We start from the raw sequence: 21,086 nt of genomic DNA, 5'->3' as shown, positions 1-21,086 counted from the left end.
TGGTGCGCTAACTCTTAGGCGCACCATATATTTGTTCTGCACGGTTAAACAATACCCACGAGGTTAAAATATACTTATTGTTTGATACTGGCTTATTGCCTCTATGAGTATGTGTAAAGTAGCCAGGTGCTATTACCATAGTGCCTTTTTGAGGGGCGATTTTACGGTTTTGATAATAAAACTCTGTTTCACCACCTTCTTCTACATCGTTTAAGTAAAACATAAATAACAACACGCGATGCAAAGCTTCATTGTGCTGTAGCTGCGGATAAACTTCACTGTGCCAGTAAGGGTAGCCACCTTTGTTTACTTCGTATTTTTGCGCTTGAATGTTACCGAGTCTAAAAATTTGCTGAACTAAAACGGGTAATTGCGGTTTACCCACTTCTTCAAAATTCTCTTGGGTTAAATCGACTACTTCGCCTGTTTTTGGATGATAAACCTTTAAGCCAAATGCCCCAATCATCATAAAAATATGCTCTTCAACATACTTAAAAACATGCTGTGCAGTCGTTTGTTGTATATGTTTTAATTGTTGTGCATATTCGGGGTGATTATTTAAGTGTAGGTCGTGGCTGTCTTTTTTCTTTAAGTCGACACCGCCCGATGTTACCCCTTGTCTTACATGCGGGCTTTGCGCGAATGTGGAAATAAATTCATCGCAAAACTCATCGCTTAATGCGTTATTAATAACGCGTATAAAGTCCGTCATGGTTTACCTTTATATAATTATTATTGGATTTTTATGTTTATTGAAAAAGTGATGCCGCGCTTTAGCGAAACAGATGCACTCGGACACATCAACAATACCGTACTCCCTGTATGGTTTGAAGTCGCGCGTGGACCTATTTTTAAGTTTTTTACACCGGACTTAAATCCACATGATTGGAAATTGATTATCGCCAAAGTTGAAGTGTCGTTTGTGGGCGAATTATTTTATGGCCACGAAGTGACCGTAAAAACCTCTGTAGAGCATATAGGCACTAGCTCTTTTACACTTAGGCAAGAAGCATGGCAACACGATAAATGCTGCGCAATAGGAAAAGCTGTGATGGTGAGGTACGATTTTATTGCTAAATCAAAGCAAGCGCTTAGCATTGACGAAAAAGCGGCGCTTAACGAGCATATTTACCAAGGGAGTTAACCTTACAAAGCTTATATTTTATATAAGCTCATGCTGAGCTGGATTAGTGTAAATAAATAATGGCAGCTGTAATACCTATCCTCAATAATACTTAATCAATTTGAGGGATTAAATCTGACGATAACTGCGTTAAAAATTTCTGATATAGAACAACTAAATAACGAAATTTTTGCCTTGTTATCAACACGATTTTCTTTCCTCAAAATAGATCACTTAATTAAGTGAAGAGGTATAAATTTTTGTCGAGAAATTTTAACGTATTTAGATTGAGTTGCAGGCTCCAATTATATACTATTTATATTATATATTGTTGCGCCGTTATAACAGGAAATGTTAATTCGGTAATTTGATTGGAGTATGCGTGTGACATCTATTGCCAGTAACCAGCCTTTACAAGTTATTCAGCTCAGTGATGGTGAGAATTTAACAGTTGAAATTTTACCGTTTGGCGCAATAATAAAAAGCATTAAATTTAAAAAACAAGAAATGACGCTTAGCGTCGATGACCCTCAATACTATCTTGAAAACCCATTTTACTTAGGCGCTACAGTAGGTCGATACGCTAATCGTATTGCAAAGGGGCGTTTTAGCTTATCTGGTACGCAGTATCAATTAGAGGCAAATAACGGTCCTAATAGCCTACATGGCGGTGTTAAAGGTTTTAATAAAGTACTTTGGCAAGTAACCAAACAAACTGAAAGTGAAGTTGAGCTTTATTATTGCTCGCCCGACGGCGAACAAGGTTTCCCCGGTGAGTTGCAGGTTTGGCAAACTATTAGCGCTAAAAACGGCGAGCTTACTCTGCACTTTAAAGCGCTAACCAATAAAGAAACGCTCGTTAACTTTACTAACCATTGCTACTTTAATCTTGATGGCAGCTCATCAATTAATGAGCATCTTGTTCAAATTAATACCGATCGTTACCTTCCTATTGATACAACTAGTATTCCACTTAATGAAGCCGCTTTAGTTTGCGGTACCTGCTTTGACTTTACTAAGCCAGCTCAAGTTGGTGAGGCCTTAAGCGCCGTTAATCCTCAGCTAGAAGCTGGAAATGGCTTTGATCACTGCTATATTTTTAATGATGACAGCAGTTTAAAGACGATGGCTACATTAACTTCGCCACACACGAACGTTAGTTTAACCCTTAAAAGTACGCAGCCAGGCATGCAGCTTTATACCGCAAACTTTGTTGGTTCGCCTTTTAAAGCACGGCAAGCTTTGTGTTTTGAAGCGCAAAATTGGCCAGATGCGCCAAATCGTGAAAATTTTCCAAAGGCTAATTTATTGCCAGCAGAGAAATACGAACAGGTTATTATTTACGCTTTTTCTGAGTGAATACAGTTCTTTAATGTTAATTAAAAGAAAACCAAAAGAAAATATACGGTAATTGAATGCTATCCATAATTAAGGAAAAGGTTGCACTTTTTGCCGGTTTAAAGTATTTATAATATAAATAGTATTTGAAACTATACGCACTACCACAACGACACAACGACTACACACAATCAGGAGTTTTTAAAAAATGGTAATTAACAATAAGTTATCGTTCAACAAGAAAACCGCGCTCAGTATTGCTATCACTGGTATATTGGCAAGCGGAAGCGTTGCAGCTCAAGGCGCTGAAGGCAATACGCCTACAGTAGTAAATGAAGATGTTGAAGTTATCGCAGTAACGGGTATCCGCAGCAGCTTACGTTCATCAATGTTAGATAAAAAAGCATCTAATGTTGTTACAGACGGGATTAAAGCAGAAGATCTTGGTAAATTTCCTGATTTAAATGTAGCAGAGTCTCTGCAACGTATTACAGGTGTAGCAATTGACCGTAGTGGTGGTGAAGGCCAAGCGGTAACTATTCGTGGTTTTGGTCCACAATTTAATACTGTACTTGTTAATGGTCGTCAAATTGCGACAGACAGTGCAGGTCGTGAATTTAATTTTGATGTATTAGCAGCAGATCAAATCACCGGTGCTGATATTTATAAAAGTAATACTGCAACGCTTCAAGAAGGCGGCATTGGTGGTACGGTTAACGTAACTACAGCACGCCCTTTTGATTTTGGTGGTTTACATATTTTAGGTTCAGTTAAAGGTATGTTCGAAAGCCTTTCTGAAGAAGTATCTCCATCAACATCATTCTTAATAAGTAATACGTTTAACGATGACAAGCTAGGTGTGCTTTTTGCCATCACTAATCAACAACGTAAACTTCAAAATAACCAAATTTTAACGGCAGGTTGGCGCGGTGGCCAAACAATATCTAACCCAACTGATGGTGTATTGTTTGAAAATGCCTACATTCCACGTAACTGGGACCAAGTAGTTGATGAGCAAGACCGTGAACGTACAAACGCAAGTTTAGTACTTCAATATGCACCATCTGACGATGTTACGATTACGGTTGATGGAATGATTTCAAAATTTGAAGTTGATTCGTCGGTGCGTGATTTAGCATCTTGGTTCGAACCAGACCGTGTAGGCAGCGCAACAATTGATGCTGAAACGGGTACGCTTTTAACTTTCTCTCAAGAAGTTGGCTTAGGCGCACCAAGTGGCGACCCTGCAAGCGACTTTGTATCACATACACGTAACTCACGTGACGTAACTAATAAAGCATTTGGTATTAATGTAGATTGGCAAGTAAACGAGTCACTAAAAGCAAAATTTGATGTATCTCGCTCAACAGCTGAAAACGACCGTGCAGGTAATGATCGTTTTAACGTAGTGGGTATTATTAACAGCTATACTTTTGACGGTACAGGCAGCATTCCTACCGTACAGCATGATGGCTTTGAAAATGGTTCATTGCCAGATCCAAGCCTAGCGCGTCTTCACTACAACGAAATTGGTAATCAATTTACTGATGAAGATGAAATCACTGAAGTAAAAGCCGATTTTGAATACGTGCCAGATAAAGGCCCAGTAGAGCGTATTAACTTTGGTGCTTATCGCCAAGAGCGTGAAAAATCTAGCTTCCAAATTTTTGGTAGCCAATGTCAATTTTGTGGTTACGGTACACAAGCACCGCTTGATGAAATTGATTTTGAAGCATACACAGCGAGTAATTACTTCCCTGGTTTGATCGATACATTTTATAGCTACGATGGCGATAAAATGCTTGATTACTTAGCCGATCAAGGTTTCCCAGTAGAGCCAACGCTACAAAATAACCGTTACACAATTAACGAAGACATCACTAGTTTATACATGGACTTTACGCTTGGTTTTGATTTAGCTGATATGCCAGTAACCGTTAATATGGGTGCTCGTTACTCAGAAACTGATATTGAAGTTGCTGCAATACAAAGCTTTATTAGCGATGTAGTTCCAACTTCAGATGCGACATTGTTTGCTAACGTATTTGGCCCTGCGACTAATATTGAACAAGGTACTAGCTACTCAAACTTACTACCGTCTTTCAACGTTAAGCTTGAGCTACAAGATAATATGATTTTACGTTTTGCCGCGTACGATAGTATTACTCGTCCAACTATGTCTCAGTTATCTCCAGCAACAAACTTTAACGAACCACGTCGTCAAAACTTAACGGCAAGTGGTGGCAATCCAGCACTTAAACCATTCCAATCAGAAAACTGGGATATCTCTTACGAGTGGTACTACAACGATGCTAACTTATTTAGCTTTGCAGTATTTAGTAAAGAAGTTGACGACTTTATTGTTACGTTAACGGGTGCAGAAACATACGAAATGTCTGACCGTTCAGGTCCTGATTTTGCGTGTACTACATGTACAGACCAAACAGATGACGAACTTATTGGTAGCTCAGAAGTTTACACTGTAAGCCGTCCTCAAAATGGTGAGTCTGCAACCGTAACAGGCTTCGAAGTGGGTGTTACTCACATGTTTGAAAATGGCTTTGGCTTTATTGCCAATGCGACTGTTGTGAATAGCGACATTAGTGTAGGTGATGATACAACTCAAACATTTGCACTTGAAGGTTTGGGCGATTCACAAAACTTAGTATTGTTTTATGAGCAAGACAACTGGCAAGCACGTGTTGCATTTAACAACCGTGAAGGCTTTTTACGCTTAGTTGATAACGGCTTCAATGGTGAACCAGTGAACGTAGAAACGTACGGCCAGTGGGATATTAGTGCAAGCTACGATATTAATGAAAACTTCACTATTTTTGCTGAAGGCATCAATATCACTGAAGAAGAGTTAGTACAAACAGGTCGTTTTGCTAACCAAATTTATTCAGTGGAAGATAATGGCTCACGTTACGCGTTTGGTATTCGCGGATCGTTTTAATTAATGTTTGAGGCGAACTTCTCGCCTCTTGTTTCATTGCAGCACATTAGTGCTAATACCAATTAGGTTAATTTAACAGTAATGTATATTAGTTAACCTAATTGGCTAAAATGAAGCCACATTAAATCCAAATGCCCTACCGGGCATTTGTTGTATAAAACGTTATCAAAGATACTCAAAGAGTAGTCCATTATGAATAAAACAATAAAAACAATCGCAGTAATTGGTGGCGGCACAGCAGGATGGTTGAGCGCTGCAATTATAGCTTCGTATCACCAAGGTAAAAATGGTGATGGCTTAAAAGTGATGTTGGTTGAATCGTCAGATATTCCAACAATTGGTGTAGGTGAAGGTACCTGGCCCACGATGAAAAACACACTTCAGCAAATAGGTTTGCGTGAAGTTGATGTATTTAAAGCCTGTAACGCTACCTTTAAGCAAGGTGGTAAATTTGTAAATTGGACGCACGGCAACAACGACTTTTACTACCATCCATTTACTGTACCGCTAGGCTACGGCCGCATAGATTTAGCCCCTTATTTAGATAATGTTGAAGACTTTGCACAGCAAACTAATTTTCAACATGATATTTGCGAAGCAAGCTTAGCCCCAAGAGGTATAGCGCAAGGTGAATATCAAGGTAACTGTAATTACGCTTATCACTTAGATGCCGGCGCTTTTGCAGAAATGCTTAAACAACATTGTAAAAGTAAGCTTGGTGTAGAGCATATTATTGGTACTGTTGATCAGGTAAAACTTGATGACGATGGTGCAATAAATGAGCTTACTCTAAAAGATCAAATCCGCATTATAAGCGCCGATTTATTTATAGACTGTACTGGTTTTTCATCATTGTTATTAGGCCAAGCGCTCAACGTACCGTTTAAAAAAATGGACCACGTGCTATTTAACGACAGCGCACTGGCGATGCAAGTCCCTTACGATGAAAACGATGACTCCTTAGCCAGCCATACCATAGCAACAGCGCAAAACGCTGGATGGATTTGGGATATAGGTTTAACGCATCGCCGTGGTGTAGGGCATGTATATTCAAGCAAATTTTTATCAGACGATGAAGCAGAGCAAAACTTACGAAACTATTTAGGCGATGCAGCAAACGGTTTAACTGCCCGTAAAATTAGCTTTGAGTCGGGCTACCGTGAGAAGTTTTGGCATAAAAACTGTGTTGCAGTGGGTATGTCAGCAGGGTTTGTAGAGCCGCTTGAAGCAACCGCTATTATGCTTGTTGAAATTTCAGCACGCTTTGTAGCAGAGCACATGCCAGCAGATACACAAGTAATGCCTATAGTAGCTAAACGCTTTAACGAGCAGATGGATTACCGCTGGCAGCGTATTATCGACTTTTTAAAGCTGCATTACATGCTAACCAAGCGCCCAGAACCTTACTGGCAAGCACATGTACAGCCCAATACTATTCCACAAACCCTGCAAGAAGATTTACTGCTTTGGGGAAGCCGTGGCCCGCTTATTCAAGATTTTCATGGCGCATTAGAGTTATTCCCAGCCGCCAGCTACCAGTACGTTTTATATGGTATGGGCTTCAAACCAGACTTTACTAAACAGGCTTATTTGTATTCACAAGACGCGCAAGCCAAACAAATAATTGAACGTAACAGCCAGCTTACACAGCAGATGTTGCAAACTTTGCCGCCACACCGCGCTTATATTGAGCAGTGGTTAGCGGCTAACCCAGTTTAAGGATGTGTAACTATGGCTATTAGTGAACTAGTAAACACCAAACACCAAACATTAAAAATTAACCCTAATGCAGGTGTTGAATATGCAAAAACGCAGCATTTAGTTAATTTAAGAGCTAACGAAGTGGCAAAAGCAGCCTGCGACTTACCTATTTTTTTAGCACGTAATACACAAAATGGTAGTTATACCGTATCAGCGTTAACCAGCTTTAGTGCAGGTCAAAGTTTATTGGTTAATAACAACCAATGGCAGGCACTTTACACACCGGTATGTATACAAACTCACCCTCTTTATTTAATGACCCGTGAAGCAAATAGCAGCGACTACTTTATTGCGATTGATGATCAAAGCTCAGCCGTAAATACGCAGCAAGGCGAGGCACTATTTGATGCTAAAGGTAAGCCAAGCTTATTTTTAAATTCACAGCAAAAGCTACTTGAGAGCGATTTAAAAAATGATTATCAAACGTATCAATTTACCCAAGAAGTAGCGCGCTTAGGGCTTATTAAAAACATAGATATTGTATTGCAGTTTGAACAAGGCGAAACCCAAACTATTCAAGGTTTGAGCACCGTTGATGAAGACAAACTGCAAACTTTAGATAGCGATACCGTTGCAAACTTACACAAGCAAGGTTACCTAAGTGTGCTTAACAGTATGCTTATTTCACTGTTTCAGTTAAATGCATTGGTAAAGCTGCACAACCAACGTCCCGAACTTATGCCTTTAAAGCAAATTAAGTTAGAACTAAGTCGAGATGCGCACGCGCTGTAGCGTGCACTTTTTTATTACACAGACATTGCGCGTAACGCGTAGGAGACACACACATGTCAGATAACATTTTACAGCTGGTGGTTTTTGTTTTTGTCACCGCTTTAATTGGTGGCCTTACTTATTGGAAATGCCGAGGCCAAAATCGTAATAACGGACAAAGCCAAACCAAAGAGTATTTTTTAGCGGGCGGTGGCCTTACTTGGATGTTTGTTGCAGGTTCAATAACACTTACTAACTTAAGTACCGACCAACTAGTGGGTATGAATGGTAACCAAATGGCTTTGCTTGTTTGGTGGGAGCTTGCGGCGATTATTGGCTTAATTATTTTAGCCAAAGTGTTTATTCCTGTTTATTATAAATACAACTGTACAACGACCACAGAGCTTTTAGAAAAGCGCTATAACAACAAACATATTCGCGCTGTTATTGGGGGATTATTCTTTTTAGGTAATGCACTTATTTACATGCCAGCGGTAATTTACTCAGGTGCGCTGTTTATGCAAACCATGTTTAAGGTTGATATTCCGCTAATGTATATTGCCACCGCATTTGCCATTGTAGGTGCTATTTATGCGTTTTTTGGTGGTCTACGTGCAGTTGCAGTGTCTGATACTTATAACGGCTTACTGGTACTGGGTATGGCTGTTTTAGTGGTGTTTTTAGCACTAAATGCGATTGATTATGACTTTACGGGTATTCCTGAGGAGCGCTTAACACTCATCGGCGATGCTGATTCACCTATTCCATGGCCAACACTTTTAACCGGTATGATCTTTATTCAAATGTATTACTGGGGTACTAACCAAACAATTACGCAACGAGCCATGGCTGCTCCTAATGTTAAAGAAGCGCAAAAAGGTATATTTGCCGCAGCGGGAATTCGTTTTTTAATCGTCCCTGCCATTGTGGTATTACCGGGTATCATTTCGTTTAAACTTTACGGCGATATTGGCGACGCTGCTTATGGTCGAATTGTAGGTGATGTAATGCCAGCATGGTTAACCGGTGTGTTTGCAGCGGCAATGGCAGCCGCTGTACTCTCTACTTACAACAGCTTATTAAATTCAGCTACAGCACTATACGTGTGTGACATTCACGAAGCTTACTTTAATAAAGAGCCAAGTGTTGTAAAGCTAAGCGGTTACGTAACATTGCTACTAACAAGCTTAACACTGGTACTTGTACCAATTTACCAGCAAGCAGACAGTATTATTAACTTGCTACAGCAATTAAACGGCTTATTAAGTATGCCTATATTCTCAATTTTTGTAGTGGGCTTATTATTTAAAAATGTTGATGCACGTGCAGGTATTGCAGCAGTAATTTTAGGTGTTGTAATGTACGGCATGCTTACGTTTGCAAACTCACCACTACATACTGACATTCATTACATTCATTTAATGCCAATTACACTGATTGTATGTGTAGCTTTTGCATTGATAGTAAATAAAGTGGTATTTGGTTTGAATGCGCAGTGGGCAGGTAAAACACCGGCACTTGATGACGCAGGACAAGTACAAGTACAAAAATAGATTGTAAATAGTTTAAGCTGACAAAATCGGTCATGGGGCAACTCTGGCCGATTTTTTATATATATTAAAAGCAATAACAGAATTTTAAAGTAAAGGTTAGTTTAATAACTTTTATTACAGTGGTACTTCCAGTGAGTTTATCTGACTATTTGCGATGTAAAGACTATCAAAACCTAATTTGTATGATATATACTATTATTATTGAGTGTCACCATCTGATAGATTGTGGCTCAAGCAAAGAGATACATTTAGTAAATAGTGTAGCTTACTAATTTTCGTTATATTTATAACTCACACAATGAACAAGAGGATAGGAAAATCATGGCCGACACTAAATCATTTTATCGATTAGACAGTGTAAACAGCACCGTTATTTTCGACTGCCAGAGCAAAACACCGGCGTTACTGTACTTTGGTAAACGCCTATCTGAGCAAACAACAGAAACAATGCTTACTCAGCTTGCTACCCGTCAAGAGGTAAAATGTGCCGTGGTTGAAGAAGCGCCTATTTCTCTATCTCCTTTATTAGGCGAAGGCTTTACTGGCGCGCCAGGGCTTGAGCTAGTAAATGATTCAATCGCATGGTCAGTTGGGCCAGAGCTTCAAGAAGTGCGTCAGCCTTCAAGTGCGACTGTTGAGTTTGTAAGTGTAGATAAGCTTCGTGGTATTGAAGTCGTGCACAGCATTACGCTTGACAACAACAGTGACGTACTAAGTGCACATACTGTATTAACTAATTTAGGTGACTCACCACTGAGCGTTAATTTTTGCGCCGCGCCAACATTTCAATTGCCAGATAGCGTAAGCAAAATAGTGAGCTTTGAAGGTCGTTGGTCAAACGAATTCCAGCGTCAATCTGTTGATTTAGTGCTTGGGAGTTTTGTACGCGAAAACCGTAAAGGCAAAACATCACACGATGTGTTTCCTGGTTTATTAGTGCATAACGAAAATGCAGGCGAGCAACACGGCGAATGTTACGGCTTTCATTTAGGTTGGAGCGGCAACAATAAACTACGCGCAGAGCTTTTAGCTGAAGGTCGTCGTTATGTACAAATGGGTGAGCTATTACTTCCTGGTGAGCTTACGCTTGCTAAAGGTCAAACGTATCAAAGCCCGAGCATTTATGGCTCGTTTTCAAGTGAAGGTTTTAGTGCGCTTTCTCGTAATTTCCATCGTTTTGTTAAAGCTAATTTACTTAGCCAAGCTCAACGTGAAAAAGCGCGCCCTGTGCATTACAACACGTGGGAAGGTATTTACTTTGATCACGACGTAGACACGCTTAAGCAACTAGCCGACAAAGTAGCGCCGTTAGGTATTGAGCGTTTTGTACTTGATGATGGCTGGTTTAAAGGCCGCCGTGGCGACAATGCAGGCTTAGGTGATTGGACAGTAGATTACAAAATTTACCCTGATGGTTTATCGCCAGTCATTGATCATGTTAATAGCTTAGGTATGGAGTTTGGTATTTGGTTTGAACCAGAAATGGTTAACCCAGATAGTGATTTATACCGCGCGCATCCTGATTGGGTTTTAGGCTCAGAAAATAACGAGCAGTTAAGCTTTAGAAATCAGCTAGTACTTGATTTAACGCGCTCTGAGGTTGTTGAGTACCTATACAAAGCGATTGACGATATTTTAGTTGAATACCCAACTATTAAGTACATTAAATGGGATATGAACCGCGATATTAACCATGCGGGTAATTTTGATGGCAAGCCTGCTGTGCATCAGCAAACATTGGCACTTTATCGTTTAATTGACCGTATTAAAGCGGCGCACCCTGGTCTTGAAATAGAAAGCTGTTCGTCAGGTGGTGCACGTGTAGATTACGGCGTACTTGCACACACAGATCGTGTATGGACGTCAGATTCAAACGATGCGCTAGATCGCCTTGAAATACAGCGTGGATGTTCTTTCTTTTTCCCATCGTCGGTTATGGGTGCACACGTAGGCCCACGCGATTGTCATATCACAGGGCGTAATGTAAGTATTGAAATGCGTGCTGCGGTATCAATGTTTGGCCACATGGGAATCGAAATGGACCCACGTGAACTGACCGATCACGAATACAATGCACTTAAAGCGGCAATAGCACTTCATAAAGAGCATCGTGAGTTTATTCATGCTGCCGATTTATACCGCCTAGATAGCGACGATTTATCAATTAACTTTGGTTTAATTGATGCGCAAAAAACAAAAGCGTTATTTGCCTATAACAGCGTTCGCGAAACACCGCGTACAGCGCCTAATAAGCTTCGTTTTGTTGGCCTAGATGCCGATGCGCAGTACACGCTTAATTTAGTGTGGCCGGTAAAATTTGAAGAGTATCGCCCATCTTCTATTGCTGCGGTAAATGGTCAAACATTTACAGGTGAAGCGCTAATGCAGTTTGGTTTACAAATGCCAATTTCATTCCCGCAAACATCGCTTATATTTGAGCTTAATAAAGCTTAAATTTAACTAAGAGCAGTAAAGGGCGAAAATCGCTTTTATGCTGCTCTATTGAGATATCAGAAGTCAGCTCTATATTGTTTAGAGCTGACTTTTTTATATCCTTAGTAAGCTAATTTAGTAAATTAACTTAGTAAACTCAAAAATATAGAAAATAGAGTGGTTACGCTTGCGCGTAATTTTGCTTATTACCCAACCAACGTTGAATTAGCGGGTCAACAACCTCTGGGTGTTGCTTAAGCATTTGCTGTGCAATCGGTCTAACTTGGTTGAGGATGTGCTTATCGCGGGTAAGATCGGCAATTTTAAACTCGGCTAACCCTGTTTGTTTTGTACCGAGTACTTCACCAGGGCCACGAATTTCTAAATCGCGCTCTGCTATCACAAAGCCATCGTTACTATCGCGTAGTACACCTAATCGCTTTTGAGCGGTATGAGACAGTGGTGCGTGGTATAAAAGCACGCAATGCGATGCAGTAGCGCCACGGCCAACTCGCCCACGTAACTGATGCAGCTGTGCTAAGCCTAAGCGCTCAGGGTTTTCTATAATGATTAAGCTCGCATTAGGGACATCTACACCAACTTCAATAACCGTCGTGGCAACTAAAACATGTATATTACCTGCCTTAAACTCGCTCATAATGGCTTGTTTTTCAGCTGATTTCATTCGCCCATGTACTAAGCCTACGTTTAGCTCTGGTAATGCTTCTTTTAACTGCAGTGCGCTGTCCTCCGCTGCTTGGCATTGCAGTACTTCAGATTCATCAATAAGTGTACACACCCAATAAACTTGGCGGCCTTGCTCGTTACACGCTAATTTAACGCGGGCAATAATATCGTCTCTGCGAGTATCAGGAAGTGCCACTGTTGTGATTGGCGTACGCCCAGGTGGCAGCTCGTCAATCACAGAGGTTTCTAAGTCGGCATAGGCGGTCATGGCGAGTGTACGTGGAATGGGTGTTGCGGTCATGACTAGTTGATGAGGGTAACAATCACCAAACTTACCTTTTTCACGCAGTGATAAACGCTGGTGGACACCAAAGCGGTGTTGTTCATCAATAACGATAAGCACTAAGTTATTAAACTTAACTTCATCTTGAAATAAAGCGTGAGTACCTACAATCATTTGCGCTTCACCAGAGGCTATTTTTTCAAGTGTTGCTACGCGCTCTTTGCCTTTTGTTTTACCGCCAAGCCAAGCAACTGTTATACCTAGTTGATTAAACCACGTTGTAAAATTAACACCATGTTGCTCTGATAAAATTTCAGTAGGAGCCATTAAAGCGACTTGAAAGCCCTGCGCAATGGCTGTTAGTGCACTAAGTGCTGCTACTAGGGTTTTACCTGAGCCTACATCGCCTTGTACTAAACGCATCATGGGATACGCGTGTTGCATGTCACCTTTAATCTCAGCAACTACGCGGCTTTGCGCATTTGTGGGTGCAAAAGGAAGTTGCTCTAAAAATTGGCTTTCTAATGTGTTTACCGGATTTAATGCCACGGCTTTAACTTGTTGCCCTTGCTCTCGCACTTTTAATAAGCTGAGGTTTTGAGCAAGTAACTCCTCAAATACAAGGCGCTGTTGAGCAGGGTGAGTACCTTGCTCTAATGCAGCTACATCAACATTATTTGGTGGGCGGTGCAGTAATAATAGTGCGTCACTTAGCGGCATATTTGATGGCTGCCACTGTGAAGGCAGTAGTTCTTCTACTGAGTATTTATTTAGTAAATCAATAGCCTGTTCGCTTAAAGCTCTAATCGATAGTTGCTTTAAGCCTTCGGTTGTTGAATAAACGGGCGTTAATGTTGTCGCTACCGGCTGCTCGTTAGAGGTATCGCTGATGCTGTATTCAGGATGACTCATTTCAAAGCCAACACGGCCACGGCGCACTTCACCAAAACAACGTATTATTTTACCAGCGCTAAATGCGTTTTTTTGTGCAGCGGTAAAATTAAAAAATCGTAGTGTTAGCCTGCCAGTACCATCATTGATTTGGCAAACAAGCATGCGCCTTTTTCCAAACGTGATTTGGCTTGTTTCAATTGTTGCTTCAACACTCACGTGGCTATGTAGTGACAACTCATTAATCGCGTATAAGCGAGTGCGATCTTCATAGCGAAGTGGCAAATGAAAAAGCATATCTTGCACAGTTAAAATACCTAGCTTTAACAAACGCTCAGCCATTTTTGGGCCGACCCCTTTGAGCTCTGTAATTGGGTATTGATTTAAGCTAGGTTTAGACAAATTATATCAATCTTATTATTTGTGAATAAGTTAAGTGTACTTACAGAGCTTTAGTCCATCAAGTATGTTTTAAAGCTTGCCAAAATTGCTCGTCAGCGACTATTTCGCCGTTTTCATCAAGTGCAGGATAAGGTAATTTTTTTTGTTTACACTGCCTTGCGATAATAGGGTGGCAGCCTTCAAAGTAAAGTGGATGTTTAACTTCGGCGCTCAACATATCTCTATTATATAAACCAGCCAGCTCGCGTTGGCGCTGTGCTTCAAACAATATTAGCGCAGCAGCAACTGAAACATTTAGCGATTGCACCATGCCTTGCATTGGAATAATAATATTTTGATCGGCATATTCTAGGGCTTTTTCTGATATCCCTGTTTTTTCTTGTCCAACAATAATAGCCGTGGGCTTGGTGTAATCTACTTCTCTAAAATCAACGGCATCTTCTGATAAGTGAGTCGCTAATATTTGTATTTCTGGATTGCGTTCACGCATTGCAGTAACTGCATCATCAATATTTCTATGTAAGTGCGTCTCTAGCCAGTTTTTACTGCCACCTGAGGTATTATTTGTTAGCCATTTTTGCTTTTCAGGCCATACAGCATGTACGTGATGACAACCAACCGCATCAGCACTTCGTACTATTGCAGATAAGTTATGGTGTTTGTGCACGTCTTCTAAGCACACGGTTAAGTCTGTTTGACGGCGCGAAAGTACGTCTTCGATTCTTTGATAGCGAGTTTGCTGCATGGTTATCCTCTTTTTTCGGCAATTATACGAGATTTTTGCAGTTAAGGCATTACCGTACGGCTAATTGGATTTTGTAGAGAAATCAGTGTTTCTGTTGATTGAATGGCTTCTATTGCCTGTATTTTATTAATCAGCACATCTTGTAAGTGATCAATGGACTTTGTCATTACCTTTATAAATATACTGTAGTTACCTGTTGTGTAATAAGCCTCTACCACTTCCTCCAATGCTTCTAGCTTTATAAGTGTTTGTGGGTAATCACGTGCGTTATTTAAATTAATACCTATAAAACAACACACATCGTAGCCTAGCTGTTTAGTATTAATCGTTAATTGGGTGCCTGTAATGATTCCTGCTTGCTTCATTTTTTCAATTCTTACGTGAATTGTCCCAGCGCTTACATTAAATCTTTTTGCTAATTCGGCGTACGCAGTACGGGCATTTTCCATTAATGCATGAAGTATCTGTTTATCGAGATTATCGATTAAATAATTTTCCATTATATTTTTCTCATAAAATTATCGAATATATGATTTTTATACCACTTAATTGATGGTTTTAATATGTTAAAGCTATTTTTATTATGGGATATTGAATTAATTCATCAAATCGTTACATTAACCTCATTAAAGGCGCTCATTAGGGCGCTTTTTATCAATTAAGCAAGTAACAATAACTGGGAATGAGGCCAATTATTATGAGTTCACACTATGTGCAGCAACAGCAGCAAATAAGTAAAGTTAAACAATTTTTTTCACAGCAACTAGAAACCCAACTTGGGCTGGTTGAGATTCAAGCCCCTATTTTGGCTAAAGTAGGTGACGGCACGCAAGATAACTTAAGCGGCCATGAAAACGCAGTTGCTGTAAATGTAAAAGCGATTACAGATAGCCGCTACGAAGTGGTGCATTCATTGGCTAAGTGGAAACGTAAAACACTCGCAACTTATGGCTTTGGTGTTGGTGAGGGTATTTACACTCAAATGAAAGCTTTGCGCCCAGATGAAGATTCATTAAGTCCTATTCATTCTGTATATGTTGATCAATGGGATTGGGAAAAAGTAATTAACGAAACCACAGAGCGTTCGCTGGCAACACTAAAGCAAACTGTTCAATCTATTTATAAAGGGATAAAAGAGACGGAAGCTTTTGTAAGTGAGTCTTATGGTTTGACGCCTTTTTTACCGGAAGACATTAAGTTTGTGCACAGTGAAGAGCTACGTAAAATGTACCCTGACTTTAGCGCTAAACAACGCGAAAAAGCCATTGCACAAGAATATGGTGCTGTATTTTTAATTGGTATTGGTGGCGCGCTTGGTGATGGCAAAATCCATGATGTAAGAGCCCCAGATTACGATGATTGGTCTACGCCAACATGCGATCAATACATGGGTTTAAATGGTGATATTTTAGTATGGAACCCAGTACTTGAAGACGCCTTTGAAATTTCATCAATGGGTATACGCGTAAGTCCTGAAGTTTTAAAAGCGCAGTTAAGGGTTACTGGAGATGAAGACCGCTTAGAGTTTGATTGGCATAAAGCGCTACTACAAAGTAAATTTCCGCAAACAATTGGCGGGGGAATAGGGCAGTCGCGCTTGGCTATGCTCTTGCTACAAAAGCAGCATATTGGTCAAGTACAAGTGGGTGTATGGCCGCAGCAAACACATGCTGAGGTAAGCGGTTTACTTTAAATGTGAATAAATTTGAGTGCTCAATAGAGCACTCAGTTATTAGCTTGTTTTGAACTCTATTTCAATTTTGTTATTCAAAAGTTTAACGTTGCACGGAGGGTAATTGCGGATTGTTTTGAGTACTTTATCAAAAATATGAATCTCTACACCTGAATGCAAAACAGAATTTACCGCTAAATTAGCGTCGTTAAGTAAATCGTGTAAGTCGTGATCTAAGTTTGAAAGACGTTTTTCTAATTGCTCTGCCTGCTCACAATAATGCTTTTGAGTAGCACCAATTTTAGTAATTAATAGTTTTTTCTTTTCGGCATCCTTCACTAAATCAGTTTTTTCTAGTGCTGCTTGCAACGTGTCTAGCTGTGCATCTGTTTTAGCTAAGTCTTTAAAGCAATTATCAGTATCTGCGGTTATTTCGGCGCCAGAAGCCGCTAGGTTAATAATCATTTTAGCGCCTGATTCATTCCCTATTTCGCCAGCAATGAGGGTCGTTGCATCGAGTATTTCGCCACCAAATATTTTTCCCTTAGGTAAGTCGGATTGACCAACTTGCAGTAAGCGTTTAGCTTTCATTACACAGTGGCTTGTTTGGCGATCAATAAAAATATTATTTGCTTCTAGGTAGCAATACTGTGAATGGGATACGTGAATATCACCTCGTGCAATAAGCTTACAAGACAGTGATTGTTCGTCGGCTTTTTGATGGCCAATAATGCCTTGTTTAACGGTGATGTTTCCGCCTGCGGTAAGCTCTCCTGATTCAACAGTGCCAAATATAGTAATATCGCCTTTGGCTGTTACTTTCATTCCAGGGTCTATATTACGGGTAACAATAACACTTCCTTGAAAGTCAATGTGGCCGCTTTTTACGTTTACATCTGAAATGGTAAAAATATCGTCGACACGCATACCATTATTAATTTCAACCGGAACACCTGCAATAGTAGAGACTAGTTCAAGCGGATTTAGCTTTGATATTTCGGTGCCTTCGCCTGCCACTAATTGTTTATTTTCTCCGGGTTTTGCGGGCAGTATGTCACCTATTACGGTGAAGCCTTCTTTACCAGGGGTTGCTGGTTGTTGGCGAATAAGCACAGAGCCTGGCTCTACGCTTGCAAGCTTGCCAAAGTCGCGCATATCCACGCTGCCATCTTCTTTGAGCTTGGGGGTTTTTAAACGGTCTTTTAAAGTCTCTACGGTTGTTATTAGTTTAGTGGCCAAACCATCACTTGGTAGCCTACCTTTAGCTAATACTCCCTTAACGACAGAACCCGCTGTATGCTCAAACTGTTTTTGCAGTAGCAACTCTAAAAATGCTTGCTTATAGCCACGCACAATTCCTGCTTTAACGAGTTGTTTTTTTGCATCTTCTAAACTTAATAATTTTCCGCCTTGGGCAAGGGTTAGCTCGCCAATGGCCAGCATTTTATCGTCGCTAATTGTTACATTTAAAGTGGCATTGTGTTTTGTTGCTACAACCAGAGTGTGTTGTGTGTTTTCGTTTTTAAAAAAATCATTAATAGCGTCATGATCTATTTTGCAGTCGCAAAAAGCTGACTTTTCGAGAGCCTCTAAAATAAATGCAGCGCTGGGAGGAATATGTTCTTTTACATCAAGTAAAACATTTCCATTGTTGGCAAGCTTAAACACGAGTTAATCCTTTTTTACTACTTAAGTTAAGTTTGTTTTTTAAAACACAACTACAGATTGCTAGAAATTTACATTTGAGTCAAGAAGTCACAGAGAACGAAGTGCTAAGAGAGAAAAAAAGGCTATAGAGAGGCTCTATAGCCTGTAATACTTAATTGGTAGAAGGAAGTTCCATTATTCCATCTATTTCAACTTGTGCACCTTTTGGAAGTGCACGAACACCTAATGCAGCTCTCGCTGGGTAAGGTTGCTTAAAGTATTGGCTCATAACTTCATTTACAGTCGCGAAGTTAGATAAATCAGTTAGATAAATATTTATTTTCACTAAATCTTGAATTTGCCCGCCAGCTTCTTCACATACCGCAGTGATATTTTTAAATACCTGATGCGTTTGCTCACTAAAGTCTTCTGAAATCATTTCCATCGTTTCTGGCACTAATGGAATTTGACCAGATAAATAAACAGCGGTGCCTACTTTAACTGCTTGGCTGTAAGTGCCAATGGCAGCAGGTGCTTTGTCGGTAGAGATAAATGCTTTATTCATGTGTTTCCTATTTTACTTTTTACGATAGACTTTTTGTACATCAGGCATAACGCGAATGCGGCGCATAATGTTAGCAACGTGGATACGGTTTTTAACGGTAACCCCTAAATCTATCACGTATAAATTACTTTCTTTTTCATCGGTGGTTATTTCTACAATATTGGCTTGGGTTGTAGTAACAACATTGGTTAATTTAGCCAGAGCCCCCTGATGATTAATAATTTCAACTCTCAGAGCTGCAATATATTCTTTCTCTGGGTTATCGTCCCATTTTACAACTAAGTATTTAGAGCGCTCATTTTCCCAGCCACGGATGTTTTTACATTCTTGGCGGTGAACGGTCAGGCCCTTACCTTGGCTTACATGAGCTGTAATAGCATCGCCAGGTACAGGTCGGCAACACTTAGAGTAATTAACTAGCATGCCCTCAGTACCAATAATGGTCGCTTTGGCTTGGCTGGTAATATCAGTTAAGTCGTCACTGTCATTTTGTAATAGGCGTTTGGCAATTAACATGCTCATTAGGTTACCAGAGCCAATTTCTACAAGTAATTCAAGAAGCGTTGTTAGTTCGTGCTCCTCAAGTACTCTCGCTATATTTTCATCAGCAATGCTATCTAGTTTGTTTTCACCTAATGCTGAATCAAGTAAGCGGCGCCCTAAAAGCATAGCTTCTTCATGATGCTGGCTTCTAAGGTAGTTACGAACGCCCAAACGCGCTTTACCAGTAACAATAAAGTTTAGCCATGTTGCATTAGGGTGAGCGCCTGAGCTTGTTATTATTTCTATAGTTTGCCCTGTATCTAAGGGCCTACTTAAAGGGTGCGGCTTGCGATTAACGCGAGCGCCTACGCAGGTGTTGCCTACATCTGTATGCACGGCATAAGCAAAATCGACTGCGGTAGCACCCATTGGTAGCTCAACAATACGCCCATCTGGTGTAAATACGTAAATTTCTTCTGGGAATAGCTCAGTTTTTACATTTTCAATAAATTCAAATGATGAACCCGCACTTTGCTGAAGCTCTAATAAGCTCTGCATCCACTGGCGAGCACGTTGCTGCGAAGTATTACCTGCGCCATCACCTGCTTTTTTATACATCCAATGCGCCGCTACACCTTTGTCGGCCATATGATCCATATCATGAGTACGAATTTGAATTTCAACAGGTATACCGTGAGGACCAACTAATGAAGTATGAAGCGATTGGTAACCATTTGTTTTTGGTACTGCAATATAATCTTTAAAGCGTGTTTCAATAGGTTTATAAAGACTATGAGCTACACCTAATACACGATAACACGTATCCATAGAGTCAACTGCAATTCTAAACGCGTAAATATCCATAACTTCGTTAAATAGCAGTTCTTTATTAAGCATTTTTTTATAAATACTATATAAATGTTTTTCACGGCCTGACACAGTTGCTTTAATGCCTGATTCTTCAAGACGTGCTTCTATTTCATGTTGGATATTAGTAATAACTTCTTTGCGATTACCGCGTGCTTTAGCAACTTCCGATTTAAGTGCGCGATGACGCATAGGATATAAAGCTTGAAAACCTAAGTCTTCAAGTTCATTTTTAATATCGTGAATACCTAAGCGGTTTGCAATTGGTGCGTAAATTTCTAGTGTTTCACGCGCTATTCTGCGGCGCTTATCTGGGCGCAATGCGCCTAAAGTACGCATATTGTGTGTTCTATCAGCAAGCTTGATTAAAATGACTCGAATATCCTGAGTCATTGCCATAATCATTTTGCGGTAGTTTTCAGCTTGGAATTCTTTTTTATCTTTAAAGCTAAGCTTATCGAGCTTACTCACACCTTCAACTAGCTCTGCAACAGTTTCGCCAAATATCTCGGCTAAATCTTGTTGACTAAAATCAGTATCTTCAATTACATCATGCATTAGCGCGGCCATGAGCGTTTCATGGTCAAGATGCATGCCTGCAAGAATTTGGGTTACTTCTACTGGGTGCGTTATGTAAGGTTCGCCACTCGAGCGAGTTTGTCCTTCATGGGCCTCTCGGGCTACCACGTAAGATTTTTGAACCAGCTCTACATCAGCAGCGGGCAAGTATTCTGAGATTTTCTTTTTAAGACCTTCAAAAAGATACATTCACACTCCAATGTTCTAGGGCCTGTTGACCTTTCAGGATTAAAATTTGTTCAATCTAGGGGCGATTTAATTGTGGCGCGAGGTTTTTAGCCTAGCGGGCTAAGTAAAAATCGAGCAACAAAGAGTAAAGTGCCCCTAGGCAGAACCCTTTAGGCAGCGCATGTTTTGCATTTATGCTGCGTTATCGCCTATTTATGGGGA

At 40.2% G+C, this 21,086-nt stretch carries 15 protein-coding genes; 8 read left to right on the top strand and 7 right to left on the bottom strand.

The annotated features are described in order from the left end of the window. Positions 1-7 precede the first annotated feature (7 nt). Positions 8-712 carry a 2OG-Fe(II) oxygenase gene (locus tag H5161_RS12120; protein WP_182769404.1) on the bottom strand — a complete coding sequence of 235 codons (705 nt, stop codon included), beginning with the start codon at positions 710-712 and terminating at the stop codon, positions 8-10. A gap of 33 nt (positions 713-745) precedes the next feature. On the opposite strand from H5161_RS12120, the gene H5161_RS12115 reads away from it, so the two are divergent. The 7 genes from H5161_RS12115 (at position 746) to H5161_RS12085 (ending at position 11,896) form a co-directional block, all read left to right on the top strand. Then, entirely contained in the window at positions 746-1,144 is a 399-nt protein-coding gene (locus tag H5161_RS12115; protein ID WP_002958811.1) for a thioesterase family protein, read from the top strand. 363 nt (positions 1,145-1,507) lie between these two features. Further along, the gene (locus H5161_RS12110; protein ID WP_182769403.1) at positions 1,508-2,482 is read left to right on the top strand and encodes an aldose epimerase family protein; all 975 of its coding nucleotides are present in this window, start codon (positions 1,508-1,510) and stop codon (positions 2,480-2,482) included. 187 nt (positions 2,483-2,669) lie between these two features. Beyond that, on the top strand, positions 2,670-5,417 hold the full coding sequence (locus H5161_RS12105) for a TonB-dependent receptor (protein ID WP_182769402.1): 2,748 nt from the start codon (positions 2,670-2,672) through the stop codon (positions 5,415-5,417). Positions 5,418-5,609: 192 nt separating this feature from the next. Next, positions 5,610-7,136 carry a tryptophan halogenase family protein gene (locus H5161_RS12100; protein ID WP_182769401.1) on the top strand — a complete coding sequence of 509 codons (1,527 nt, stop codon included), beginning with the start codon at positions 5,610-5,612 and terminating at the stop codon, positions 7,134-7,136. Between the two features lie 12 nt (positions 7,137-7,148). After that, positions 7,149-7,910 (top strand): SapC family protein, encoded by a 762-nt coding sequence (locus H5161_RS12095; protein WP_024594649.1) that lies wholly within the window; start codon positions 7,149-7,151, stop codon positions 7,908-7,910. Positions 7,911-7,963: 53 nt separating this feature from the next. Next, the gene (locus tag H5161_RS12090; RefSeq protein ID WP_002958818.1) at positions 7,964-9,442 is read left to right on the top strand and encodes an SLC5 family protein; all 1,479 of its coding nucleotides are present in this window, start codon (positions 7,964-7,966) and stop codon (positions 9,440-9,442) included. Between the two features lie 321 nt (positions 9,443-9,763). Then, positions 9,764-11,896 carry an alpha-galactosidase gene (locus tag H5161_RS12085; protein ID WP_024595829.1) on the top strand — a complete coding sequence of 711 codons (2,133 nt, stop codon included), beginning with the start codon at positions 9,764-9,766 and terminating at the stop codon, positions 11,894-11,896. Between the two features lie 160 nt (positions 11,897-12,056). Here the strand turns inward: H5161_RS12085 and recG are convergent, their stop codons facing one another. The 3 genes from recG to asnC are packed head-to-tail and all read right to left on the bottom strand — an operon-like array spanning position 12,057 to position 15,383. Then, entirely contained in the window at positions 12,057-14,138 is a 2,082-nt protein-coding gene (recG, locus tag H5161_RS12080; RefSeq protein WP_182712474.1) for an ATP-dependent DNA helicase RecG, read from the bottom strand. A 58-nt stretch (positions 14,139-14,196) separates the two neighbouring features. Beyond that, complete coding sequence (gene trmH, locus H5161_RS12075) at positions 14,197-14,883, bottom strand: tRNA (guanosine(18)-2'-O)-methyltransferase TrmH (RefSeq protein ID WP_007580009.1); 687 nt, start codon at positions 14,881-14,883, stop codon at positions 14,197-14,199. A 41-nt stretch (positions 14,884-14,924) separates the two neighbouring features. After that, positions 14,925-15,383 (bottom strand): transcriptional regulator AsnC, encoded by a 459-nt coding sequence (gene asnC, locus H5161_RS12070; RefSeq protein ID WP_024595831.1) that lies wholly within the window; start codon positions 15,381-15,383, stop codon positions 14,925-14,927. A 197-nt stretch (positions 15,384-15,580) separates the two neighbouring features. Here asnC and asnA point away from each other — a divergent pair, with 197 nt between their 5' ends. Continuing rightward, the gene (asnA, locus tag H5161_RS12065) at positions 15,581-16,576 is read left to right on the top strand and encodes an aspartate--ammonia ligase (RefSeq protein ID WP_182769400.1); all 996 of its coding nucleotides are present in this window, start codon (positions 15,581-15,583) and stop codon (positions 16,574-16,576) included. A 39-nt stretch (positions 16,577-16,615) separates the two neighbouring features. Here asnA and H5161_RS12060 read toward each other — a convergent pair whose 3' ends face one another. From H5161_RS12060 to spoT, 3 genes are all read right to left on the bottom strand, one after another. Further along, positions 16,616-18,223 carry a DUF342 domain-containing protein gene (locus tag H5161_RS12060; protein ID WP_182692454.1) on the bottom strand — a complete coding sequence of 536 codons (1,608 nt, stop codon included), beginning with the start codon at positions 18,221-18,223 and terminating at the stop codon, positions 16,616-16,618. Between the two features lie 151 nt (positions 18,224-18,374). Further along, complete coding sequence (locus tag H5161_RS12055; RefSeq protein WP_002958826.1) at positions 18,375-18,767, bottom strand: RidA family protein; 393 nt, start codon at positions 18,765-18,767, stop codon at positions 18,375-18,377. 12 nt (positions 18,768-18,779) lie between these two features. After that, on the bottom strand, positions 18,780-20,885 hold the full coding sequence (gene spoT / locus H5161_RS12050; protein WP_002958827.1) for a bifunctional GTP diphosphokinase/guanosine-3',5'-bis pyrophosphate 3'-pyrophosphohydrolase: 2,106 nt from the start codon (positions 20,883-20,885) through the stop codon (positions 18,780-18,782). Positions 20,886-21,086 lie beyond the last annotated feature (201 nt).

The sequence above is a fragment of the Pseudoalteromonas sp. SG43-5 genome (assembly GCF_014164345.1).
GTDB lineage: Bacteria > Pseudomonadota > Gammaproteobacteria > Enterobacterales > Alteromonadaceae > Pseudoalteromonas > Pseudoalteromonas distincta.
Note: the sequence above shows the minus strand (reverse complement) of the source record. Positions and strands in the feature narration are given on the sequence as shown.